Below are 18,949 nucleotides of genomic sequence, written 5' to 3'. Positions count from 1 at the left end.
AAAATTATTTTTTTGTCAATATTTAGACATTTTATTTTATGGAAAGTAATAAAAAAAACTAGATTGCGAATTAATGATACTTTTCAAGAGAAAGACTTGAGGATAGTTTGTAGTTTTATTTCGGTTTCGTTCCACTCTTTTTCAGGGTCAGAGTCTTCGGTTATCCCACCTCCTGCAAAAGCATAAACTTGCCCATTTTCTATTTTCATTGTACGGATATTTACAAACAATTGGCTACGATTTTGAATATTTACAGGACCTAAATAGCCACTGTAAAACTCTCTGTCGTAGTCTTCTACACGCTCAATGATGCCCTCAGCTAATTCTTTAGGCATTCCGCACACGGCAGGAGTGGGGTGGAGCAGGTCGAGCATTACTGAGCTGAGATTGCTAAAGTTTATCTCATTGGTGTCAATGGTATAGCTGGTGTTGAGGTGTAGGAGATTACCGGCTTTTATGGTCTTTGGGCCTTCTTCGAGAAATTCTCTCACTCTGATTTTCTTAAGGCAGTTAATGATATACCTACCTACAAACGCCTGCTCTTCAATTTCTTTATGCGACCAGAGGGCGTCTATAGGCCTTATTTCTTGTCCATCTTTGTCAAAGGCGGACTGGGTTCCTGCCAAGGAGACTGTTTTAAAAAAACCGTTTTCGTCTTGCGAGACCAATATTTCGGGTGAGGCTCCTAGCCACACTTGGTTTTTCCATGGTACATTTACCAAAGATACAAAACCGCTTGGATTGGATTTTGAAAGGTTTTGAAAACCTTTTATTAGGTTATTTTCTGCAATTTCTCCCAGGTGTTTTTTTCTGGAAAGGACTACTTTTTTGGCTTCTCCGTTCTGTATGCAGGTAATTACAGATTCAACTTTCTTTTTGTGTGATAGGCTATCGCAAGGATCATTTTTGGCTTTTAATGAAAAGTTTTCTGAAAGAATATTATTTGATAACTCAAATTTATCCTTCAAATATTCTGGTACTTCAATGTCTGCAAAGTCTTGAACATCAAGTTCGAAGTCGTTTTTGTAAAAGTAGGGGAGTTCGTTTTCTTTGTCGTATGGAGCCATCACAAACCCTGAGCCGCATTCGTCAAAGTCAATCTTTTTTCTGGTTTCAGATTTATCAAAACTGACTATTAACTTAATTTGGGTAGTATTGGGCATTTTGTATAGAGCAAAAGGGAACTTTTGCTCTATGCAGTTCTCCAAAAAAAGATCAATATTTATGCTCGATTTCGTGGCAATCATTCACTTTCGACTTTTAATTCGCCGTTATTGTATTTCGAAGGACACTTCAATAGAATTTGTTCTGCCTCAAATTGTTTGGTATTCAAGTCCATGTGACCTACCACCACTACTTTTTCAGACTTATCCATGTCTTGCGGTTTTGGTTGTTTAAACACCACCAACTCTTCATTGTTTAGAGAGTCACGCATCATAAATTCGAAATGATTGGGGTCTACCGATGGCTCATATTTCATTCCCAATGGTTTTCCGTCAGCTCCTTTTATCAGTTCTCCCACCACGTGAATAGAACCTTTTTCGCCATTTTCGGCCATCTCTTTGGCTTCTTTGAAAGAGGCATAAGTGCTGGCATCACCTATGGTTGAGATAATCATCGTGATTGCAATAGCTATAACCACCAATGCAATGATATGTGTTTTTTTCATTTTTGTTTTTTTTAGTTCATGAAGTTTAAACTCTTCAAAACTATTTCTTTATTTCTTTTTCCAGCTTACTTACTTTCCTGTCGATACTGAATAGGTAGGCTATTAAACCTATAACTACTATCGATACAACAGCCACTACCACGTATATTTTACCGTCTGCTCTGAAAGCATCCGCCATTTCTACATCTTGCAAATTCAATAAACTCATAGATTATCTTGTAAATGGTTATTCAATAATTTTATTCTAATTCTAAGCGACGATATCCAAACACCTACCAAAATCCAAGCGAGAATAGCTGGGTAAAATACCATACGCATATTACTGTCCATATCGTATTTGCCAAAGGCGGGATTGCCGCCATTGCCAGGGTGCAAAGAGTCCGTAAGGCGAGGTAATATCCACACCAATGGCATAAATGATGCAAAGGCAAATATGTTGTAAACGGCCGAAAGTCTAGCTTTCTTTTGTTCGTCTTCAAATGAGCCTCGGAGTACGAAGTAAGCCGAGTAAATAAGTAAGCCAACTTCTACGGCTATGATTTTAGGGTCTTTAGGAAGTGGGTCTCCCCATGTGTAATTTCCCCAAATAGAGCCAGTTATAAAACCTAAAACTCCAAAAATGATGGCTACGTTGGCAAATTCTACAGCATATACATCGTCTTGGACTTGTCCGTTTCTCAGATATTTGATGGAATAAACCAAAGAGGAAATCATCAAGGCCATCATACCAAACCACATCGGTACATGAAAATAGACATTTCTTATAGTTTCATTCAAGATGGGTTGCCTTGGCACTTCGCCAATTAGTCCAAAGATAACTGTATAAAGTAAGAGGCCCGCAGCCAAAAATTTCCACCAGATTTTTCTCATATTTTTAACTTTTCCAAAGAAATGGAAACAACATATAACTTAACGCAATAACTATTAAATCAATTCCTGAAATGACCAATATTTCATCATAACTTGCTCTAAAAGCCAACCCATCCATGGCATTTTTGGAGAGTTTTATAAGCATGCTCAGTATAGGGAGTAAAATCGGGAAACTTAGCACAGCCATTAGTCCTGCTGTATTGTCTGATTTTGAGGCAATACCTGCAATGAGGGTCAAACTAGCACTAAAGCCCAAGGCCCCCAAAGTCAATGACAAAAGGTACAAGCCGAGATTTTCGGCTTTATTTCCCATAAAAATGGAGTAAATCAAAAAACCTAGGAAGCCCAAGAATACCATTAATAGAAAATTATAAATGATTTTGGCTAAAATGATAGAGCTAGGTTTGGCTATCTGGTAATAATATAATTGTCGCCCTGTTTTTTCTTGAATAAAACTTTTGGTGATGGAATTTACTGCTGAAAACAGAATAATTATCCAAAAAAGCGTATTCCAAGTGATAGGCTCAATGCTATTGGTTTTTAGTTTAAAACTAATATAACACATAAAAACTGTTGAAACCACATACAAAACCATACCATTGAAAGCGTACTTCTGCCGCCATTCGAGTATGATGTCTTTCATGATGAGGTTTTTGATTTCCTGCATTTTATAGTTTTGAATTATGCTTGCATTGAGCAGGGTTTCTCTTCATTGTTTTCATCGAAACCTAAAGCATGACAAAATTAATGAAATGATAGGTTGAAGTACATGAGATTGCTCATTTATTTTTAATCAAATCTAAAGCAAAGTTCAATTGAGCGTCTTTTCGCTTGATAAAATCATCAAAAGATTGCTCCACATAATAATCGGGTTCCACAAAAAAAGTCTTAGTAGTTTTGTTTGGCTGGGCATGAATTATCTTCATTAAGGGTATGTGTACTTTCAGTTTAGAGTTTGGAAGTTTTATGTCTTTCCACTGTCCCGCAAAACTACCCCAGTTTGCTCCGCCTGGCTGCATGCCTATGAAGGTTGCCCTGTTCATGTCTTTCCATAAACCAATGGTAAAGGTGGTAGCAGAATATGAGCCTCCATCCATCAAAACATAAATTTTCTTATTGTAATGGTATTTTTTAGCAAGTTTGGTCTTTTTGCTTTTTGATCCAACCCGTATAAAGGTATCTTCATCGAACTTTTTGAAAACAAATCTTCCAACAATATAAGGTAATAAGAAGTAAGGCGGGAAGATTTTCAGGAATGAAGCCTTTTTGATGTAGGTAGTATCGATAATCTCAAAAGGCTCTGGAGCAATATATTTCGTAATCCTGGAAACGTTATTTATTAAGCCACCACCATTAAATCTGAAGTCTACAATTAAATGTTCGATTTCGTTTTTTTGGATGGCTTTGAAATGTTTTTTTAATAATTTCTTGAATCTGTGCTGAGGGAAATCGAATTTATTGCCTTTTTCTTTAAAACTCAATACATCCAAATAAGCAATGTGATTTAGGCTATCTAGAATTTTGAAGCTGAGATTCTTCCTACTTACGTTTTTATACCTTTTGTTAAGTATTTTTGTAGCCTCTTTCGGCGTTTCAAAAGCTACTTTTTTAACAAAAACAGAATCGTTCTGCGGTTTTTTGAAGGCTACATTTACACTGTCTTTAATGCCATATGTATAGTTGTAGTTTCTTGCAAAAAGCCGCTCGCTGTAATACTTTTTACTGGTCTCGTTTCCATTGTCTGTTCCCCAGAGATTTTGAAAACTTTCAAAGTCTTTGTTTATCGCCACGCCGTCTATCGATATCATCTCAGAACCTCTAATCAGTGAGCTGTCTGAAGACATATTAAAATGTATGTAAAACTTTTCTCCAACTTTTCGAATGGTAAGCGGAAGCGATTTTCTGTCTTTTTTTTCATTGAAGTTTTTGGGCAATAGGGTAGAGGTGTGTAAATCTTTCATGCCACCTGTAAACTCGTTGGTGAGTCTGTAAGCTTCTAAAATACTTAGTTTTTCTGGTAGATTTTCAACAATTGCCTTGTATCTGTTCTCAAATTCTTCTTTGGATTCATAATAATATAGACCCAAATGGTATTTTTCAATATTCTTTTTTGCTGAGGCCAGGTCCTTTTTGAATTCTTCTCTAGTTATAGTTTTTTGACCAAAAGCTAATTGAGAAGAAAATATTAATAGTACACAAAAGACCATTAATTTTGGAAGTGCCAATTTAGAATTTTTATTTTTTTTTGGGGTCATAGAGTTGTAATTCTCTTGTATATAGTAGTTTATGAAATAGTCTTGAATAATATTTTTGAGATTTTAAGCTTCAAAACTCATTAAGACTTAAAAATAGCTATCTTTTTTTTATCTTTGTACCCGAAATGAAAAGTTCTTTGAAACAATATGCTTAATCGTCGACTAATTCGAATCAGGGTAATGCAAACTTTGTATGCTTTTGAAAAATCAAAAGGTGCAAACTTCCAGCTGGCTCAAGATGTTATTGCCGAGTCCTTTGCTCCTGACTTGAACTCCATGGAAAAACAAGACAGAAACAGACTGACTGGCCTGCTCAAACTCACACAGTCATTATTCTCTGACGAAGTAAATAATGGAATTTATCCTTCTGACGAAACCCTGCCAGCCGAGGTTAAGAGTGTATTGGGAAAAGCCCGCGAATATCTCAAACTCAAAAACAAAAAAGATTACGATTTTTATGCCCTTCAGAGTGTTCTTGACGCCGAGAAAGTCTATGATATTTATCTTTATTTGTTAAATCTTCTTTCTGAAATCGGTCAAAAATTTGACGGTATCGGGAAACTTTCTACCAATAAGGTTATTTTGGCTATCAGGAATTCAAAAGATTTAGAACACTTGTCTCTAAAAAGGTCTATAAATTGGGAAAATGAGCGTATTTTTATAAACAGAGTCTATAATGAGGCTCTGAAGGGAAACGCCCATCTTGAAGAATACCAAACCATAGTTAACCGGACCACCGAAGACGACCTTGCAATAGTTAAATACATCATCAAAAATATTTTCTTGAAGCATGAGGTTTGCGGTGAGTTTTTTGAGAAAATGAATATTTTTTGGGTAGAAGATAAGGAAATTCTCCGCACAATGTTGTTTCATTCCATCAACGATTTTGTAGAAACAGAAAGTGTAGTGGTTGAAAAACTAGATGAAGTTTGGGAAGAGAGCAAGGAGTTTTTGAAGTCGTTTTTCAAACAGACCGTTAGCGAGGAAAAAGAGATATTGGCTATTTTGGTGCCTTTTCTCAAAAACTGGGAAATAGAAAGGATTATAGAAACTGACCGTGTTTTGCTCAAAATGGCTGTTTGTGAGCTTATGAACTACCCAAGTATACCAGTAAAAGTAACGATCAACGAAATTATAGAAATATCGAAAAACTATAGTTCTGCCAAAAGTGGGCAGTTCATAAATGGTATTTTGGATTCGGTAAATAAAGACCTATCTTCACGTGGATTAATCAAGAAAACTGGCCGAGGAATGCTTGACAATAAATAAAATTGAAAGTGTTTGTCTAGTTTTTAATTTTAGAATAATTTTAAGAAAATTTTCAATCATGAGCAGTTCATCTAAATCATTCATAGCGTTTTTGGCGGGATTGGCCGCCGGCACAGCCATAGGTATTTTGTATGCACCAGACAAAGGCGAGGTTACCCGTGACAAACTGGCATCAAAGCTTTCACAATACCGTGGTCAGTTAGAAGTTTTCATTGCCGATTTGATAGAAAGAGGCGACGAAGTAGCCACAGAAATGTCAGGCGGAAGCAGTGAAGCGAAGGCCGAAGGACAAAAAGTGGTAAACGAGGCTCGTCAGAAAGCCGAAAGGCTATTGGAAGATGTGGAAAATTTAATGAACCAAATAAAATCTAAGGCATAATGAAAAAAGGATTCTTATCTGTTCTCGTTTTATTAATGGCATTGAGTTTTTGGCAATGTAATTCAACTTCTAATTCTGATACAGCTGATGGAGAATCTCAAAGTGATTCTGCAAAGATTGAATTTGAAAATCCGAACCACGACTTTGGCGAAATAAAAGAAGGCGAGGTGGTGAGTACAGTTTTTAAGTTTAAAAACGTGGGTTCCATGCCGCTAAATATTGTTAGTGTGGATGTTACCTGCGGTTGTACTGTGGCCGAAAAACCCGAAAAGCCTATAGGTGCAGGTAAAACTGGCGAAATCAAAGTAGAATTCAACAGTGCTGGCAAAGCAGGAATCAATAAAAAATATGTAACGGTTACTTCAAACGCTGTAAATGCCTCAGAAGTAGTTAGTTTTGATGTAATAGTAAATAAAAACGAACAATAATGACGATTTTACAAGCAGGAGGAAATATGGGATTTTTACTCATGATGGTGGGTATGTTTGTGGTAATGTATTTTTTTATGATCAGACCACAGCAAAAAAAACAAAAGGACCAACAAAAAATGGTGGATGCTCTTAAAGCTGGTGACGATGTAGTGACAGCCGGAGGTTTGCACGGAAAAGTAATGTCTACAGACGAAACTACGGTAACGATTTCGGCTGGCGGTGGTGCCAAATTGACTTTTGAGAAATCTGCGATAGCCAAGAAGAAATAATGTCATATTCTGCCCGAAATACGAAATCTATACCTATGAAAGACGCTTTTGAGTCTTTCTTGAAAGTATATAACCTCAAATCGAAGTTTAACGAGACGTATTTGGTGGCGTATTGGGAGAAAATAATGGGTGCGAGCATAGCGAATCGTACCGAAAAAATGTACATCAAAAGCGGAGTTTTGTTTATAAGACTAAACTCCGCTCCATTAAGCCAAGAGCTTCTTTTGGCTAAAACAAAGCTTATTCAGTTGCTCAATACCGAAATAGGCGAGCAAGTCATCAACGACGTAGTGTTTATCTGATCATGCTTGCCGCACCTCCATATCTCAAAAAAGGTGATAAAATAGCGATTACTGCTCCAGCAAGTAAACTAGACGGAAAATCAATAGAAGTAGGTATTGAAATTCTCCAAAGTTGGGGACTCGAAGTCACTGTTGGTAAAACAGTTGGACGAAACTTTCATGATTTTTCGGACACATTAGAAAACCGAACTTCGGAATTTCAAACCTTTCTTGACGATTCATCCATTAAACTTATTTTATCTGCTCGTGGAGGTTATGGTTGCTCCAAAATCATAGATTATTTGGATTTTGATAAGTTTAAGGCCTCACCCAAATGGATCTGTGGCTTTTCTGATTTGACGGCTATGTTGTTGCATGTCAATGGTTTGGGTTTTCAGGCTTTGCATGGTGTAATGGCCAAAACCATGACTTATCACCAAGTGTCCAATGAGTCGCTAAGAGCTGCTTTATTTGGAGAAAAATATTTGTATGCCTTTGAGCCATCGTCTTCAAACATACTTGGAGAAGGCCAAGGAGAAGCGATTGGAGGGAATTTAGCACTTTTGGTACATTCCATTGGCTCAAAGTCAGATATAAATTATGAAGGCAAGATCCTTTTTTTGGAGGATATTTCGGAATATTATTATAACCTAGATAGGATGCTTGTTCAGTTAAAAAGAGCTGGTAAACTTCAATATTTGGCCGGTTTAGTGGTGGGGGATTTCTCAGATTGTAAGGAGAACGATGAGCCTTTTGGTAAGAAAATAGAGGAAATTATTCTGGAACACACCTCAGATTCCTACTATCCAGTTGCTTTTGGTTTTGGATTTGGCCATGAAAGCAAGAATTTGGCAATAAGAATGGGAGAGGACCTTTATTTAGACGTTAAATCGTCGGGAAGTATTATAAAATCGATTTGAATGATGGGGAAGTTTGATTTTAAAAAATATCATGTGAGGGCCATGAACGCCAGTTCGGAGGCTGAAAAGTTAGCAATAAACAAGGAGCTGAAAGATTATTACAATGATTTGGAAGAGGCTGATAAGGCTATATTCAATGAAGAATTGCAGTCTTTTTTGATTAAAGAAATGGCTAGTATCAAGTCAGTTTATGATGGTGCTACTGGTCAGACGGAGAATTAGTGGGCGTCGGTTATTGGTTACTGGTTAATTGGTTGCTGGTTATATGTAAAACGGACACTGAGCACAATGAAATTCAGATGATAGTCTGAATTTCATTGCGAGCGATAGGTCTCGAAGTGTGTTAATTGGTTAATTGGTTGCTGGTTATATGTAAAACGGACACTGAGCACAATGAAATTCAGATGATAGTCTGAATGAAATTGCGACCGAAAGGTCTCGAACTATGTTAATTCTAGATTCGGTATTGGTGAATTGGTATGTTTCGCTTCCCTAAATTTTTCAATTCCATGTTACTTACCTCTCAATAATTTTTCTTTCATATTACTGATTTTTCTTAATCTAGCCATTTTGATTGCAGTTTTTATGCAAGCATTAGAGCATTATTTTTTAGATTTGCACTTTATTTATAATTATTAAAAGTTTTTATGAGCCAAGCGTCTGCCCCAGCTACTACTTTACAAGATATTATCAGTCACGCCAAAGAGTACGGATTTGTGTTTCCGTCTTCCGAAATATATGATGGACTTCAGGCAGTTTACGACTACGGTCAGAATGGCGTTGAATTAAAAAATAACCTAAAGCAAGTTTGGTGGAAAGCCATGACGCAGCTTCATGACAATATTGTGGGTATCGATGCGGCCATTTTTATGCACCCTTTAACTTGGAAAGCATCAGGTCATGTGGATGGTTTTAACGACCCAATGATTGACAACAAAGACTCTAAAAAAAGATATAGAGCCGATCAATTATTAGAAGGTAAAGCAGAAGAATACGAAGCTGCTGGAGAACCTGAAAAAGCCGCAGCACTTTTGGCCAAAATGGGAGCTTTGCTCGGTGCTGAGAAATTAGACGAAGTAAGAGAGCTTATCATAGAAGAAAAAATAGCTTGTCCGATTTCCAAAACTTTAAATTGGACTGAAGTTCGCCAGTTTAACTTGATGTTTTCTACACAAGTGGGTTCGGTGGCCGAAGATTCAAGCAATATTTATTTAAGGCCAGAAACGGCCCAAGGTATTTTTGTGAACTTCTTGAATGTGCAGAAGTCAGGCCGCATGAAAGTGCCTTTTGGTATTGCTCAAATTGGTAAAGCCTTTAGAAATGAGATAGTTGCTCGTCAGTTTATATTCCGTATGCGTGAATTTGAACAAATGGAAATGCAATTTTTTATAAAACCAGGTACAGAAATGGAATGGTACAATACCTGGAAAGAAACACGTCTGAAATTCCATAAAGCCATAGGTTTGCCTGCTGATAAATTGAAATATCATGACCATGACAAGTTGGCTCATTATGCCAACGCCGCTGTAGATATTGAGTATCAGTTTCCGTTTGGATTTAGAGAAATAGAAGGAATTCACTCAAGGACAGATTTTGACTTGAAGAATCACCAAGAACTTTCTAAGAAAAAACAGCAATATTTCGACCCAGAATTGGGCGAAGACGGAAAAGCTATCGGAAATTACATCCCTTACGTAGTAGAAACTTCAGTAGGTGCTGATAGATTATTTTTGGCAACTTTCTGTAATGCTTTCACCCAAGAAACTGGTGAAAAAGAGAGGACATACCTGAAGCTACACCCAGCCTTGGCCCCAATCAAAGCTGCGGTATTGCCATTGGTCAAAAAAGACGGTTTGGCCGAAAAAGCACAAGAAATAGCTAACTCACTTAAGTCAAGTTTCAGAACTATTTATGACGACGGTGGTGCTATAGGTAAGCGTTACACCCGTCAGGATTTAATAGGAACCCCTTATTGTATTGCGGTAGACTACCAAACTATGGAAGATAATACGGTAACCATCCGTCACCGTGACAGCATGGAACAAGAAAGAATTGCCATTTCAGACCTAAAAGAAAAAATTGGCTACCAAGTAGCTATGGAAAGAATTTTGGAGGCGATATAAAAATAAATCAATTGAATTGATTTATTTGAGATTGATTTCAGTTTTTTTGTTATTTGTATCAAGACGTTATAACTATGAGTACGGTAAGAATTCCAATTTCAGATACTGCAAGTAATACCTTGAAAAGACTTTCAAGACAAAAGCAATCCATTATTCGAAGTCGTATTAGTTCAATTCTTGAAGAGGAAATAAAGAATGAAACTTCATTTGATTTGAATGACTATCAGGACGTTATGAATATGACAGATAGAGAAATGCTTCTAACTTTTGGAGAGGAGTATTTGAAAAACAAAGGGTGGGTAGCAAGTGAGAAATAATCGATACGTTTTGGATACAAATGTATTGATTAGTGCTATAGTTTGGTCCGATTCTATTCCTCATAAAGCCTTATTAAAAGCTTTGACATCTCAGGTGCTGATTTCTAATGACCTAAAGAATGAACTGATAGAGGTTTTTTCTCGACCAAAATTTGATAAGTACAAATCAAATGCTGAGAGAAATAGGGAATTGGAAAACTTTCTTGAGGAATGTACCTTTATTCAAGTTTACAGCAAAATGGATGTTTGTCGAGATAAAAAAGATAACATGGTTTTGGAGTTGGCTAAAGATGGAAATGCTATTTTAATAGTTTCAGGAGATGATGATTTACTTTCTTTAAATCCTTTTCAAGGAATCCAGATTATAACTGCTAGAGATTTTCTTGAAATAGTTTAAGCATTGTTTTCGTAAAAAAAGCTGACTTCGGTCGGCTTTTTTTGTTAAAGGGGAACAAAACCTGATTCCCAGCATAAAACTAAACTCAAACTTTTTCTATTTTTACTACTCTTTTTTTTCGAATGGTAAAAAGTTTACTTCTAATCTGTCTGGTTTTTCTATTTTCTATTGGATGCAAAAAATCTGATAAGGAGGAAAAACTTGTAGAAGAAAATGAAGACATTATAGCCGCTCTGCCTTTGGAAATTCCTTTTCCATTAGATAATCCCATCACAAAAGAGAAAGCTGAACTTGGAAAATTGCTGTTTTTTGATCCCATACTTTCTGGCAATAAAGATGTCGCATGTGCTACGTGTCATCATCCAGAGTTTGGTTTTGCTGAGAATCTTGAACTGAGCATTGGTGTAAATGGCCATGGTTTTGGTAGTAAAAGAGCTTTCAAATCTCCAAATACTATTCCATTTGTTAAAAGAAACTCTCAGTCAATTGTCAACGTAGTTTTTAATGGGATAAAACAAGATGGGAACCTAGATCCCTCAAAAGCTCCTATGTTTTGGGATTTAAGAGTCGAAAGCTTAGAGAAACAGGCTTTGGAACCCATTAAGACCATGGAAGAAATGCGTGGAAAGGACATTTCTGAAGAAATTATTTTGGATAGAATAATGGAACGATTAAGAGAGAATAAGGTTTACTTCGGGCTATTCGAAAGAGCTTTTGGCTCTAAAAATAGCGTGAGTATAGAGAATCTGGGGAAAGCTCTAGCTACCTATCAAAGAACGATAGTTGCAAACAATTCTAGATTTGATAAATATCTAAGAGGTGACGAATCTGCATTGTCATTTAACGAAATAGAAGGAATGAAAGCCTTTGGCAAGTCGGGCTGTATTGCTTGTCACAACGGCCCCATGTTTTCTGATTTCGAGTTGCATGTTTTGGGTGTGATAGATAACGAAAAATTGGGTTTTTCGGACATGGGAAAAGACAATAAATATGGTTTCAGAACTCCAAGTTTAAGGAATTTGCGACTAACGGCTCCATACATGCATTCTGGCAAACTTAAAACTTTGAAACATGTCCTTGAGTTTTATGAAGATTTGGCAGGAGATGTAATCACTAATCCTAAAGTAAAAGCTTCACAGATTGATCCAAAAATTTCGAAACTCAAAGTCAACTTCAAAGACATATCAGCTATTGTGGAGTTTTTGGGAACACTGAATGACGAATCTTATGACAAAACCATTCCCAAGAAAGTGCCAAGTGGATTAAAAGTCGGAGGGAGTATTTGAGGGATTGTGGATTGGTAAATGGTAGATTGGTTATTGGTAGATTGGCTTTCTGGTTAAAACCAAGCTGAATCAAGTTTCTTTGGTAGAATAATAACCAAAATCAAATCAATTGTAAATCGAGCCAAACGACAATCGACAAAATCGTAAATTGACAATCGAACAAATCCCAAATCGAATCAATCGTAAATCGGACTCTCCTAAAAAAAACTTAAGCCCGGTCTCAAAGAAACCGGGCTAAGTATCTATTCAACCCTAACCTATTAAACTATGAAAAAAATCTAATATTATAAACTTGTAATCGCTACCATTTGAGAAGGTAATTCTACCATTTCAGTTTCTGTAGAGATTGATTTTTTGCTTGACCAGATGAACTCGAACACTGATTTGTTCAATTCTACTTTCTGAGCCCAAGCTTTCGCTTCTTTTCGGCTTAATCCATTAAGTTTTTGACTTATGGTAGCTGAAGCTTCCATAAAATCAGCCTTTTGGGCTTCATTTAAGTTGTAGAACGCTACGGACGAATTGTGGTATAGATTAACTACTTCCAAATATTTTTTCAAATCCTCATCGTTCTTTCTAGATACTTTTCTCGCCTTTGCATTTACAAATGTTGAGAACTCTGTCGCACTGTTTACTGATAATTTGTCTCCTGAAATGTTGTTGGCATAACCAACTTGTGCATTACCTGAAACCGTTCCAAATACTAGTGCTAAAATAACTGCTTTAAATTGCTTCTTCATGTTTTTGTCTATTTTTCTTTCGTGAATTACTCTGCAAAATTGAAGGGTTTTAATTTAACCGCCAAATTTTGTATGGTATTCGAAACAAAATAATATACTGAAAATAACAGATATAGTAGTTTTTTTAATCTAAAATGGGTATTTGTATGAATTTTGAAGAAATAATATTTTGTTTAAATTAAATTAACATAGGAAAAGTTTGTATTTCAAGTAAAGTTAAAAATTCTTGAAAAAGTACAATCATTCGTTTAGAAAGTTCATGGTAGGGGCTATTCCGACGGTACAAAAGCTCAAAATCATGTCTATCGCTTTGTCCAATTTAGGCATTAAATCTATCATATCGTTGTCAGAAAACTTCCCTAAAACGTAATCTATCTGTCTTCCTCTGGAAAAATCAGAGCCAATTCCGATTTTTAAACGGGGATAAATATCATTTCCTAAAACTAACTCAATGTTTTTCAGTCCATTGTGGCCGGCACTAGAGCCTTTGGGTTTTATTCTGAGTTTGCCGAGTGGGAGAGCGAGGTCATCAACCAATATCATTACGTTGTCAATCGGTATTTTTAAAACAGACATCCAATGTTGCAGAGCTTTGCCGCTGAGGTTCATATAAGTGGTAGGTTTAATAAGTGTGATGGATCTGCTTTTGTATTTAAATTCCGCCACGCTGGCCAATCTATCTACTTTGAAACTGAGATTTTCTTTGGCAGCCAATCTATCCAAAACCATGAAGCCGGCGTTGTGTCTTGTAAATGCATACTCCGGCCCTATGTTGCCCAATCCCACTATCAAATACTTCATTATATTATTTTTGAAAAATGTGTTTTTTACAAAATAACTAATATTTTTGTTGATAATTAATTTTTGGAATGCAAAAAAAGCGGCTCATACTTAATCAGCCTTTGTTAGATATTACTTTAAAGCGTCTTTGTCAGGAAATTATAGAGAATCATGAGCTTCTCCATAATACAGTGCTGATGGGTCTTCAACCTCGGGGTATATTCTTGGCAGAAAGAATCGCTCATTTTCTAAAAGAAGACTTTGGTGTAGAAATTCCGCTCGGCTATTTGGATGCCACTTTTTACAGAGACGATTTTAAACGCAATGGGAATATTTTGAAACCCAACTCTACGCAAATCAATTTTATCATTGAAGACAAGAATGTTATTTTGATAGATGACGTACTAGCCACTGGACGTATGGTAAGAGCTGCTATAGATGCCATGCAAGCTTTTGGTAGGCCAGAAAAAGTGGAGTTGCTGTGTCTTATTGATAGAAAATACAACAGAGATCTTCCAATTCAGGCCAATTTTGCAGGTAAGAAAGTAAATACCCTCGATTCTCAGCGAGTGCTGGTGGAGTGGAAAGAGCAAGGACACGCAGAGGATAGCATTTGGCTTATTGACTAAATAGCTAGTATGACGAAAATTTCCACAGACGACCTCCTTTACGGGTATTGCAATGGCATTTTTCCGATGGCAGATAGCAGCGAAGGCGAAATTTACTGGTATTCGCCAGACCCAAGAGCCATAATTCCTATTGATACCTACAAGCCCTCCAAGTCTTTGAAACCCACACTAAACCAAAACGTTTTTGAGATTGCTTTTAATACGAATTTCAAAGAAGTTATGAAAAATTGTGCTTTACCAAGATTTGAAGACGACGAAACTTGGATTTCTCAAGATATCATTGATTCTTACCATAATTTGCATAAATTGGGTTTTGCTCACTCTGTAGAGGTTTATAAACAAGAGATATTGGTGGGTGGTCTTTATGGAGTATCTGTCGGTTCAGCTTTTTTTGGCGAATCCATGTTCCACAAAGTACCCAATGCCTCCAAAGTTGCTTTTCATTATTTAATGGAAAACTTAAAGCAAAGAAACTTTAAACTTTTAGACACACAATTTATAAACGATAATGTAAAGCGTTTTGGGGCTATAGAAATTCCAAAACGTCAGTTTATGAAGATATTAAAGGATAGTATATCAACAAAAAATAAATTTATTGATTGAGAATTTATGAATTCAACTCTTAAAACCTTGTGTTTGATTTTTTTTGTTCTACTTCCAATTTTGAGTTTTTCTCAGAAAAAAGTAAAAATAAAAGGAAATATTAAACAGAACGAAACCAAGCAACCACTTTTTGGAGTAAATCTTATAGTTACAGAAAATGGTATAGGAACATCAACAGACTCCAGTGGATATTATGAAATGACCATTCCAGCTGGAAGCTACCTTCTAGAGATATCACATCAGTCTTATTTTAAGAAATACCAAAAAATAGACATCAGAAGAGATGTGGTAATGGACTTTGTATTAGACGAAAAAGTAAATGAACTCGAAGAAGTGAGAATAAGTGCCAACAGCTCAGAGCAAAATGTAAAAAGACTGGGAACCGGGATGACGACTTTGAGTAGTAGAACATTGAAAAAATTACCATCACTTCTGGGTGAAATAGATATCATCAAAAGCCTTTACACACTCCCAGGTGTTACTAGCGTAGGTGAGGGGGCTTCTGGATTCAACGTAAGAGGAGGAAATATTGATCAAAATTTGATACTTTTAGACGAAGCCCCGATTTTCAATTCGAGTCACTTGATGGGTTTCTTTTCAGTTTTTAATCCAGATGCATTTAGAGATTTCAACTTTTATCGAGGAGGTATTCCAGCACAGTTTGGCGGAAGAATTTCTTCTGTTTTGAATGTAAACCTCAAAGATGCCAACGCTACTAAGTTTTCTATAAATGGAGGCGTGGGAACAATAAGCAGTAGATTACTGGTAGAAACGCCCATTATCAAAGACAAGATGAGTATGTATGTGGCGGGTAGGATTTCTTATATCGATCAGCTCATGCAGGTTATTAAGATTAAAAGGTTGGCTGGCTCTAAGGCTAATTTCTATGACCTTACAGCGAAACTAGAATACCGACCTACTACCAAAGACAGAATTTCGCTTTCGGCGTTTCAAGGAAAGGATCAGTTTAAACTAGCTAAAGATTCCATATCGGCCATTGATGACAACGGCGATGCACTTTACGACTGGCAAACCACCAATGCAACTGCCTCATGGTCACATTATTATGGCCCCAAGTTTTCTACCCGTTTGGTGGGAGTTTATTCTAATTATGACGCTGACATAATCAATTCTGACTCTTTAACGGCCTTTAACCTTAACTACAACATTGTTTATAAAAGTGTAAAGGGCATTGCCACTTACAATCTTAACCCAAAAAACGAAATAGACTTTGGTTTTCAGTTTAACCGATATGACATTCAGCCGGGCCTTATGGAGCCCACTTTGCCTTCTTCAAACAAAAATTTGATCAAACTGAATCAAGAAAGTGGTATAGAAACAGCCATTTTTGTTAATGACAAAATAGAGATTTCTAAAAAAGTAAATATTGGTGTTGGTATTAGATATGTTTCTTACCAAGCATTGGGTGCATCTACAGTATATAATTACGAGGCAGGAAAACCGATTTCGTTGCTTAATTTGGTAGATTCGGTGGCGTATGACAAGGGAAAGGTGGTGAAAAGCTATGGAAGTTTTGAACCTAGGCTTTCTTTAAATTTCAACATTTCTGCTTCTTCGAGTCTAAAGTTTAGTGCCAACCGCATGAAACAGTTTATACAATTATTGTCTGGAACAACTGCCGCTTTGCCAACTGACAGATGGAAATTGAGTGATACCTACATAAAACCGCAAATGGCCGATCAGTTTTCGATGGGGTATTTCAAAAATTTCAAAGAGAAGTCTTCAGAAGCTTCGGTGGAGGTTTTTTATAAAAAACTATACGATGTTGTTGAATATAAAGACGGGGAAACGCTTCTGTTGAATAAATTCCCCGAAACTGCTATTTTGCAAGGTGACGGCTATGCTTATGGTGCTGAGTTTTTTGTAAAAAAGAATTTGGGAACATTTACAGGTTGGCTAAGCTATACCTATTCGCAAACAAGAATAAAAGTGGCTGGGCCAACAGAAGAAGAGACCATTAACAATGGAAAGTATTTTCCGCCTATATTTAACCGGCCTCACAGTTTTAATGCCATCGGCTCGTATCAGGTGAGTAGAAAGGTTTCGTTTTCGAGCAATTTAAACTTTAGTTCTGGCAGAGCTATTACCTATCCAGCTTCAAAATTTTACACTAGTGGAGCAGTTTTGCCGTATTACAACAGTCGCAACCAATCGCAAATACCAAACTATTTGAGGCTTGATTTAGCAATGAATATTGAATCTCATCCTTATCGTACATCGGGTTATCGTGGTTCGTGGAATGTATCTATTTATAATGTGATGGCCCGTAAAAATGCATATTCGGTATTTTTCAGGTCTAAAAATCCTTATAATCAGTTTTATTCAAAAGTAGATATTTACAAGCTTTCGGTTTTGGGTACTATGATTCCATCAGTGACTTATAACTTCAAATTTTAATGAAAATATTCAATAAAAATATCGGTTTCTTGTTTTTGGCTACATGGATGATTGCCTGTGTTGACCTTTACGATCCCAAACTCACCAGTGATAAACTCAGGTTGGTAGTTGAGTCGCAATTAACTACAAAACTTGATTATCAATATGTTTACCTTACTTATGATGCTCCTTACAATTCTGAAGGAAATAATTTTAAGAATTTGGTGAACAGAGCGAAAGTGAAAATCACAGACGATCAAGGCAAAGTTTTTGAGTTTTATGATGAAATAGAACCCAACAATCAGATCAAAACCAGAGAAGGGTATAACTATAGGTCGGTAAATAAAATTAAAGCGGAGTTAGGAAGGAAATATAAACTGACCGTGGAGGTTTTAGACGGCAGAAAGTATGAATCCAGCCTTGAGGCTCCTGTACCCGTTACAAAAATTGACAAGGTAAATATTGAATTTAGAGAATTGGGACGTCCTTCAAAGGTGGTAGGGCAGTTTTTGGTTTCTATAGACACAAAAGATTCGCCAGCTTCAAAGGAATTTTACAAATGGGATACCTATCATGTAAAACAAATCAATTATTGTCGGGAATGGTACATCTATGGACAAGGTGGGGCTATTACTCAGTCTTTTGTAGATAAATGTTGCGAGCCATGCTATGAAAAAGTGAAATTTGATGATGCCTTTCAATTGGCTAATGATAGACTCATTAATGGCAACAGTATCATTCGTCAACACGTAGCCACGGTGCCGTTTGATAATACTACGCCTTATTACATGATTATTAATCAATACTCAATGACCGAAGGTGCATATAAATATTGGAACGCAGTAAAAGAGCAATCAAAAAATAGTGGAGGGCTTTTTGATGCCACTCCGAAGTCCATTAGAGGCAATATGAAGAATATCAACGATGCTTCAGAAGAAGTTTTAGGGATATTTTATGTGTCTGATGTGTATGAGCAACAGGTAAATATTGATAGAAATAGATTAACTCCCAAGCCAATAATTGTAGAACCATATAGCCTTGGATGGATTAAAACTGAACAGTGTTTTCCTTGCCAAGAAAGTTATAACAGAACAAAGGCTAAGCCTGCCGGATTCTTGTTTTGAGCAATTTCTTGGGGTTCTATTTTGGCAAGTTTTAAACACACAGTCATATAGAAATCATAGTTTTTGAATATAGAAAACCGCAAATCCACCAAGAAGTGAGCGAAGCGAAAAACTCTGTGAAACTCAAAAACGCAAAGTGATTAAAAGAAATCTTAGCTATCTCTGTGTTGGAAAAGTAAAATCCAATTTTCAGACAAAATAGCACTTCTT

At 36.4% G+C, this 18,949-nt stretch carries 23 protein-coding genes; 15 read left to right on the top strand and 8 right to left on the bottom strand.

The annotated features are described in order from the left end of the window. Nucleotides 1-83: 83 nt before the first annotated feature. The 6 genes from EGI26_RS14045 to EGI26_RS14020 all read right to left on the bottom strand — a co-directional run bounded on the left by EGI26_RS14045 (nucleotide 84) and on the right by EGI26_RS14020 (nucleotide 4,794). Nucleotides 84-1,247, bottom strand: a complete 1,164-nt coding sequence (locus EGI26_RS14045; RefSeq protein ID WP_255079235.1) for a chorismate-binding protein — start codon at nucleotides 1,245-1,247, stop codon at nucleotides 84-86. Beyond that, entirely contained in the window at nucleotides 1,244-1,669 is a 426-nt protein-coding gene (locus EGI26_RS14040) for a cytochrome c maturation protein CcmE (RefSeq protein ID WP_255079234.1), read from the bottom strand. The genes EGI26_RS14045 and EGI26_RS14040 overlap by 4 nt, the downstream gene beginning before the upstream one ends. 40 nt (nucleotides 1,670-1,709) lie before the next feature. Then, nucleotides 1,710-1,877 (bottom strand): CcmD family protein, encoded by a 168-nt coding sequence (locus tag EGI26_RS14035; RefSeq protein WP_255079233.1) that lies wholly within the window; start codon nucleotides 1,875-1,877, stop codon nucleotides 1,710-1,712. After that, a complete protein-coding gene (gene ccsA, locus EGI26_RS14030) occupies nucleotides 1,874-2,539 on the bottom strand; it encodes a cytochrome c biogenesis protein CcsA (RefSeq protein WP_255079232.1) in 666 nt (221 codons plus the stop codon). The genes EGI26_RS14035 and ccsA overlap by 4 nt, the downstream gene beginning before the upstream one ends. A gap of 4 nt (nucleotides 2,540-2,543) precedes the next feature. Continuing rightward, complete coding sequence (locus EGI26_RS14025) at nucleotides 2,544-3,206, bottom strand: heme exporter protein CcmB (protein WP_255079229.1); 663 nt, start codon at nucleotides 3,204-3,206, stop codon at nucleotides 2,544-2,546. A 112-nt stretch (nucleotides 3,207-3,318) separates the two neighbouring features. Continuing rightward, nucleotides 3,319-4,794: a S41 family peptidase gene (locus tag EGI26_RS14020; protein ID WP_255079222.1), complete on the bottom strand. Its 1,476-nt coding sequence runs from the start codon at nucleotides 4,792-4,794 to the stop codon at nucleotides 3,319-3,321. A 180-nt stretch (nucleotides 4,795-4,974) separates the two neighbouring features. Here EGI26_RS14020 and nusB point away from each other — a divergent pair, with 180 nt between their 5' ends. From nusB to EGI26_RS13965, 11 genes are all read left to right on the top strand, one after another. After that, on the top strand, nucleotides 4,975-6,063 hold the full coding sequence (gene nusB / locus EGI26_RS14015; RefSeq protein ID WP_255079221.1) for a transcription antitermination factor NusB: 1,089 nt from the start codon (nucleotides 4,975-4,977) through the stop codon (nucleotides 6,061-6,063). Nucleotides 6,064-6,121: 58 nt separating this feature from the next. Then, on the top strand, nucleotides 6,122-6,442 hold the full coding sequence (locus EGI26_RS14010; RefSeq protein WP_255079220.1) for a YtxH domain-containing protein: 321 nt from the start codon (nucleotides 6,122-6,124) through the stop codon (nucleotides 6,440-6,442). Continuing rightward, complete coding sequence (locus EGI26_RS14005) at nucleotides 6,442-6,870, top strand: DUF1573 domain-containing protein (protein ID WP_255079219.1); 429 nt, start codon at nucleotides 6,442-6,444, stop codon at nucleotides 6,868-6,870. The genes EGI26_RS14010 and EGI26_RS14005 overlap by 1 nt, the downstream gene beginning before the upstream one ends. Beyond that, a complete protein-coding gene (yajC, locus tag EGI26_RS14000) occupies nucleotides 6,870-7,142 on the top strand; it encodes a preprotein translocase subunit YajC (protein ID WP_255079217.1) in 273 nt (90 codons plus the stop codon). Before EGI26_RS14005 ends, yajC begins: the two co-directional genes overlap by 1 nt. Nucleotides 7,143-7,177: 35 nt before the next feature. Continuing rightward, entirely contained in the window at nucleotides 7,178-7,444 is a 267-nt protein-coding gene (locus EGI26_RS13995; protein WP_255079210.1) for a DUF721 domain-containing protein, read from the top strand. A 2-nt stretch (nucleotides 7,445-7,446) separates the two neighbouring features. Continuing rightward, nucleotides 7,447-8,343 carry an LD-carboxypeptidase gene (locus EGI26_RS13990; RefSeq protein ID WP_255079209.1) on the top strand — a complete coding sequence of 299 codons (897 nt, stop codon included), beginning with the start codon at nucleotides 7,447-7,449 and terminating at the stop codon, nucleotides 8,341-8,343. Further along, nucleotides 8,344-8,565 (top strand): hypothetical protein, encoded by a 222-nt coding sequence (locus tag EGI26_RS13985; protein ID WP_310587961.1) that lies wholly within the window; start codon nucleotides 8,344-8,346, stop codon nucleotides 8,563-8,565. Between the two features lie 425 nt (nucleotides 8,566-8,990). Continuing rightward, complete coding sequence (locus EGI26_RS13980; protein WP_255079207.1) at nucleotides 8,991-10,466, top strand: glycine--tRNA ligase; 1,476 nt, start codon at nucleotides 8,991-8,993, stop codon at nucleotides 10,464-10,466. Between the two features lie 74 nt (nucleotides 10,467-10,540). Continuing rightward, nucleotides 10,541-10,783 (top strand): hypothetical protein, encoded by a 243-nt coding sequence (locus tag EGI26_RS13975; protein WP_255079205.1) that lies wholly within the window; start codon nucleotides 10,541-10,543, stop codon nucleotides 10,781-10,783. Beyond that, on the top strand, nucleotides 10,773-11,180 hold the full coding sequence (locus EGI26_RS13970) for a putative toxin-antitoxin system toxin component, PIN family (protein ID WP_255079204.1): 408 nt from the start codon (nucleotides 10,773-10,775) through the stop codon (nucleotides 11,178-11,180). Before EGI26_RS13975 ends, EGI26_RS13970 begins: the two co-directional genes overlap by 11 nt. Nucleotides 11,181-11,302: 122 nt before the next feature. Continuing rightward, nucleotides 11,303-12,466: a cytochrome-c peroxidase gene (locus EGI26_RS13965; protein ID WP_255079200.1), complete on the top strand. Its 1,164-nt coding sequence runs from the start codon at nucleotides 11,303-11,305 to the stop codon at nucleotides 12,464-12,466. Between the two features lie 284 nt (nucleotides 12,467-12,750). Here the strand turns inward: EGI26_RS13965 and EGI26_RS13960 are convergent, their stop codons facing one another. Together EGI26_RS13960 and pth are read right to left on the bottom strand one after the other, a co-directional pair. Then, nucleotides 12,751-13,206 (bottom strand): hypothetical protein, encoded by a 456-nt coding sequence (locus EGI26_RS13960; RefSeq protein ID WP_255079198.1) that lies wholly within the window; start codon nucleotides 13,204-13,206, stop codon nucleotides 12,751-12,753. Nucleotides 13,207-13,446: 240 nt separating this feature from the next. Then, complete coding sequence (pth, locus tag EGI26_RS13955) at nucleotides 13,447-14,007, bottom strand: aminoacyl-tRNA hydrolase (RefSeq protein ID WP_255079197.1); 561 nt, start codon at nucleotides 14,005-14,007, stop codon at nucleotides 13,447-13,449. 68 nt (nucleotides 14,008-14,075) lie between these two features. Here pth and pyrR point away from each other — a divergent pair, with 68 nt between their 5' ends. The 4 genes from pyrR to EGI26_RS13935 are packed head-to-tail and all read left to right on the top strand — an operon-like array spanning nucleotide 14,076 to nucleotide 18,739. Beyond that, nucleotides 14,076-14,615, top strand: a complete 540-nt coding sequence (gene pyrR, locus EGI26_RS13950; protein WP_255079192.1) for a bifunctional pyr operon transcriptional regulator/uracil phosphoribosyltransferase PyrR — start codon at nucleotides 14,076-14,078, stop codon at nucleotides 14,613-14,615. 9 nt (nucleotides 14,616-14,624) lie between these two features. Next, nucleotides 14,625-15,218 carry a leucyl/phenylalanyl-tRNA--protein transferase gene (gene aat / locus EGI26_RS13945; RefSeq protein ID WP_255079189.1) on the top strand — a complete coding sequence of 198 codons (594 nt, stop codon included), beginning with the start codon at nucleotides 14,625-14,627 and terminating at the stop codon, nucleotides 15,216-15,218. Nucleotides 15,219-15,224: 6 nt separating this feature from the next. Continuing rightward, nucleotides 15,225-17,636: a TonB-dependent receptor gene (locus EGI26_RS13940; protein WP_255079184.1), complete on the top strand. Its 2,412-nt coding sequence runs from the start codon at nucleotides 15,225-15,227 to the stop codon at nucleotides 17,634-17,636. Beyond that, nucleotides 17,636-18,739: a DUF4249 domain-containing protein gene (locus EGI26_RS13935; protein ID WP_255079183.1), complete on the top strand. Its 1,104-nt coding sequence runs from the start codon at nucleotides 17,636-17,638 to the stop codon at nucleotides 18,737-18,739. The genes EGI26_RS13940 and EGI26_RS13935 overlap by 1 nt, the downstream gene beginning before the upstream one ends. Nucleotides 18,740-18,949: the final 210 nt, after the last annotated feature.

It is taken from the genome of Lacihabitans sp. CCS-44 (assembly GCF_024343735.1).
GTDB lineage: Bacteria > Bacteroidota > Bacteroidia > Cytophagales > Spirosomataceae > Leadbetterella.
The sequence above is the reverse complement of the archived record's forward strand: the minus strand, read 5'-3'. Positions and strand labels throughout refer to the sequence as shown.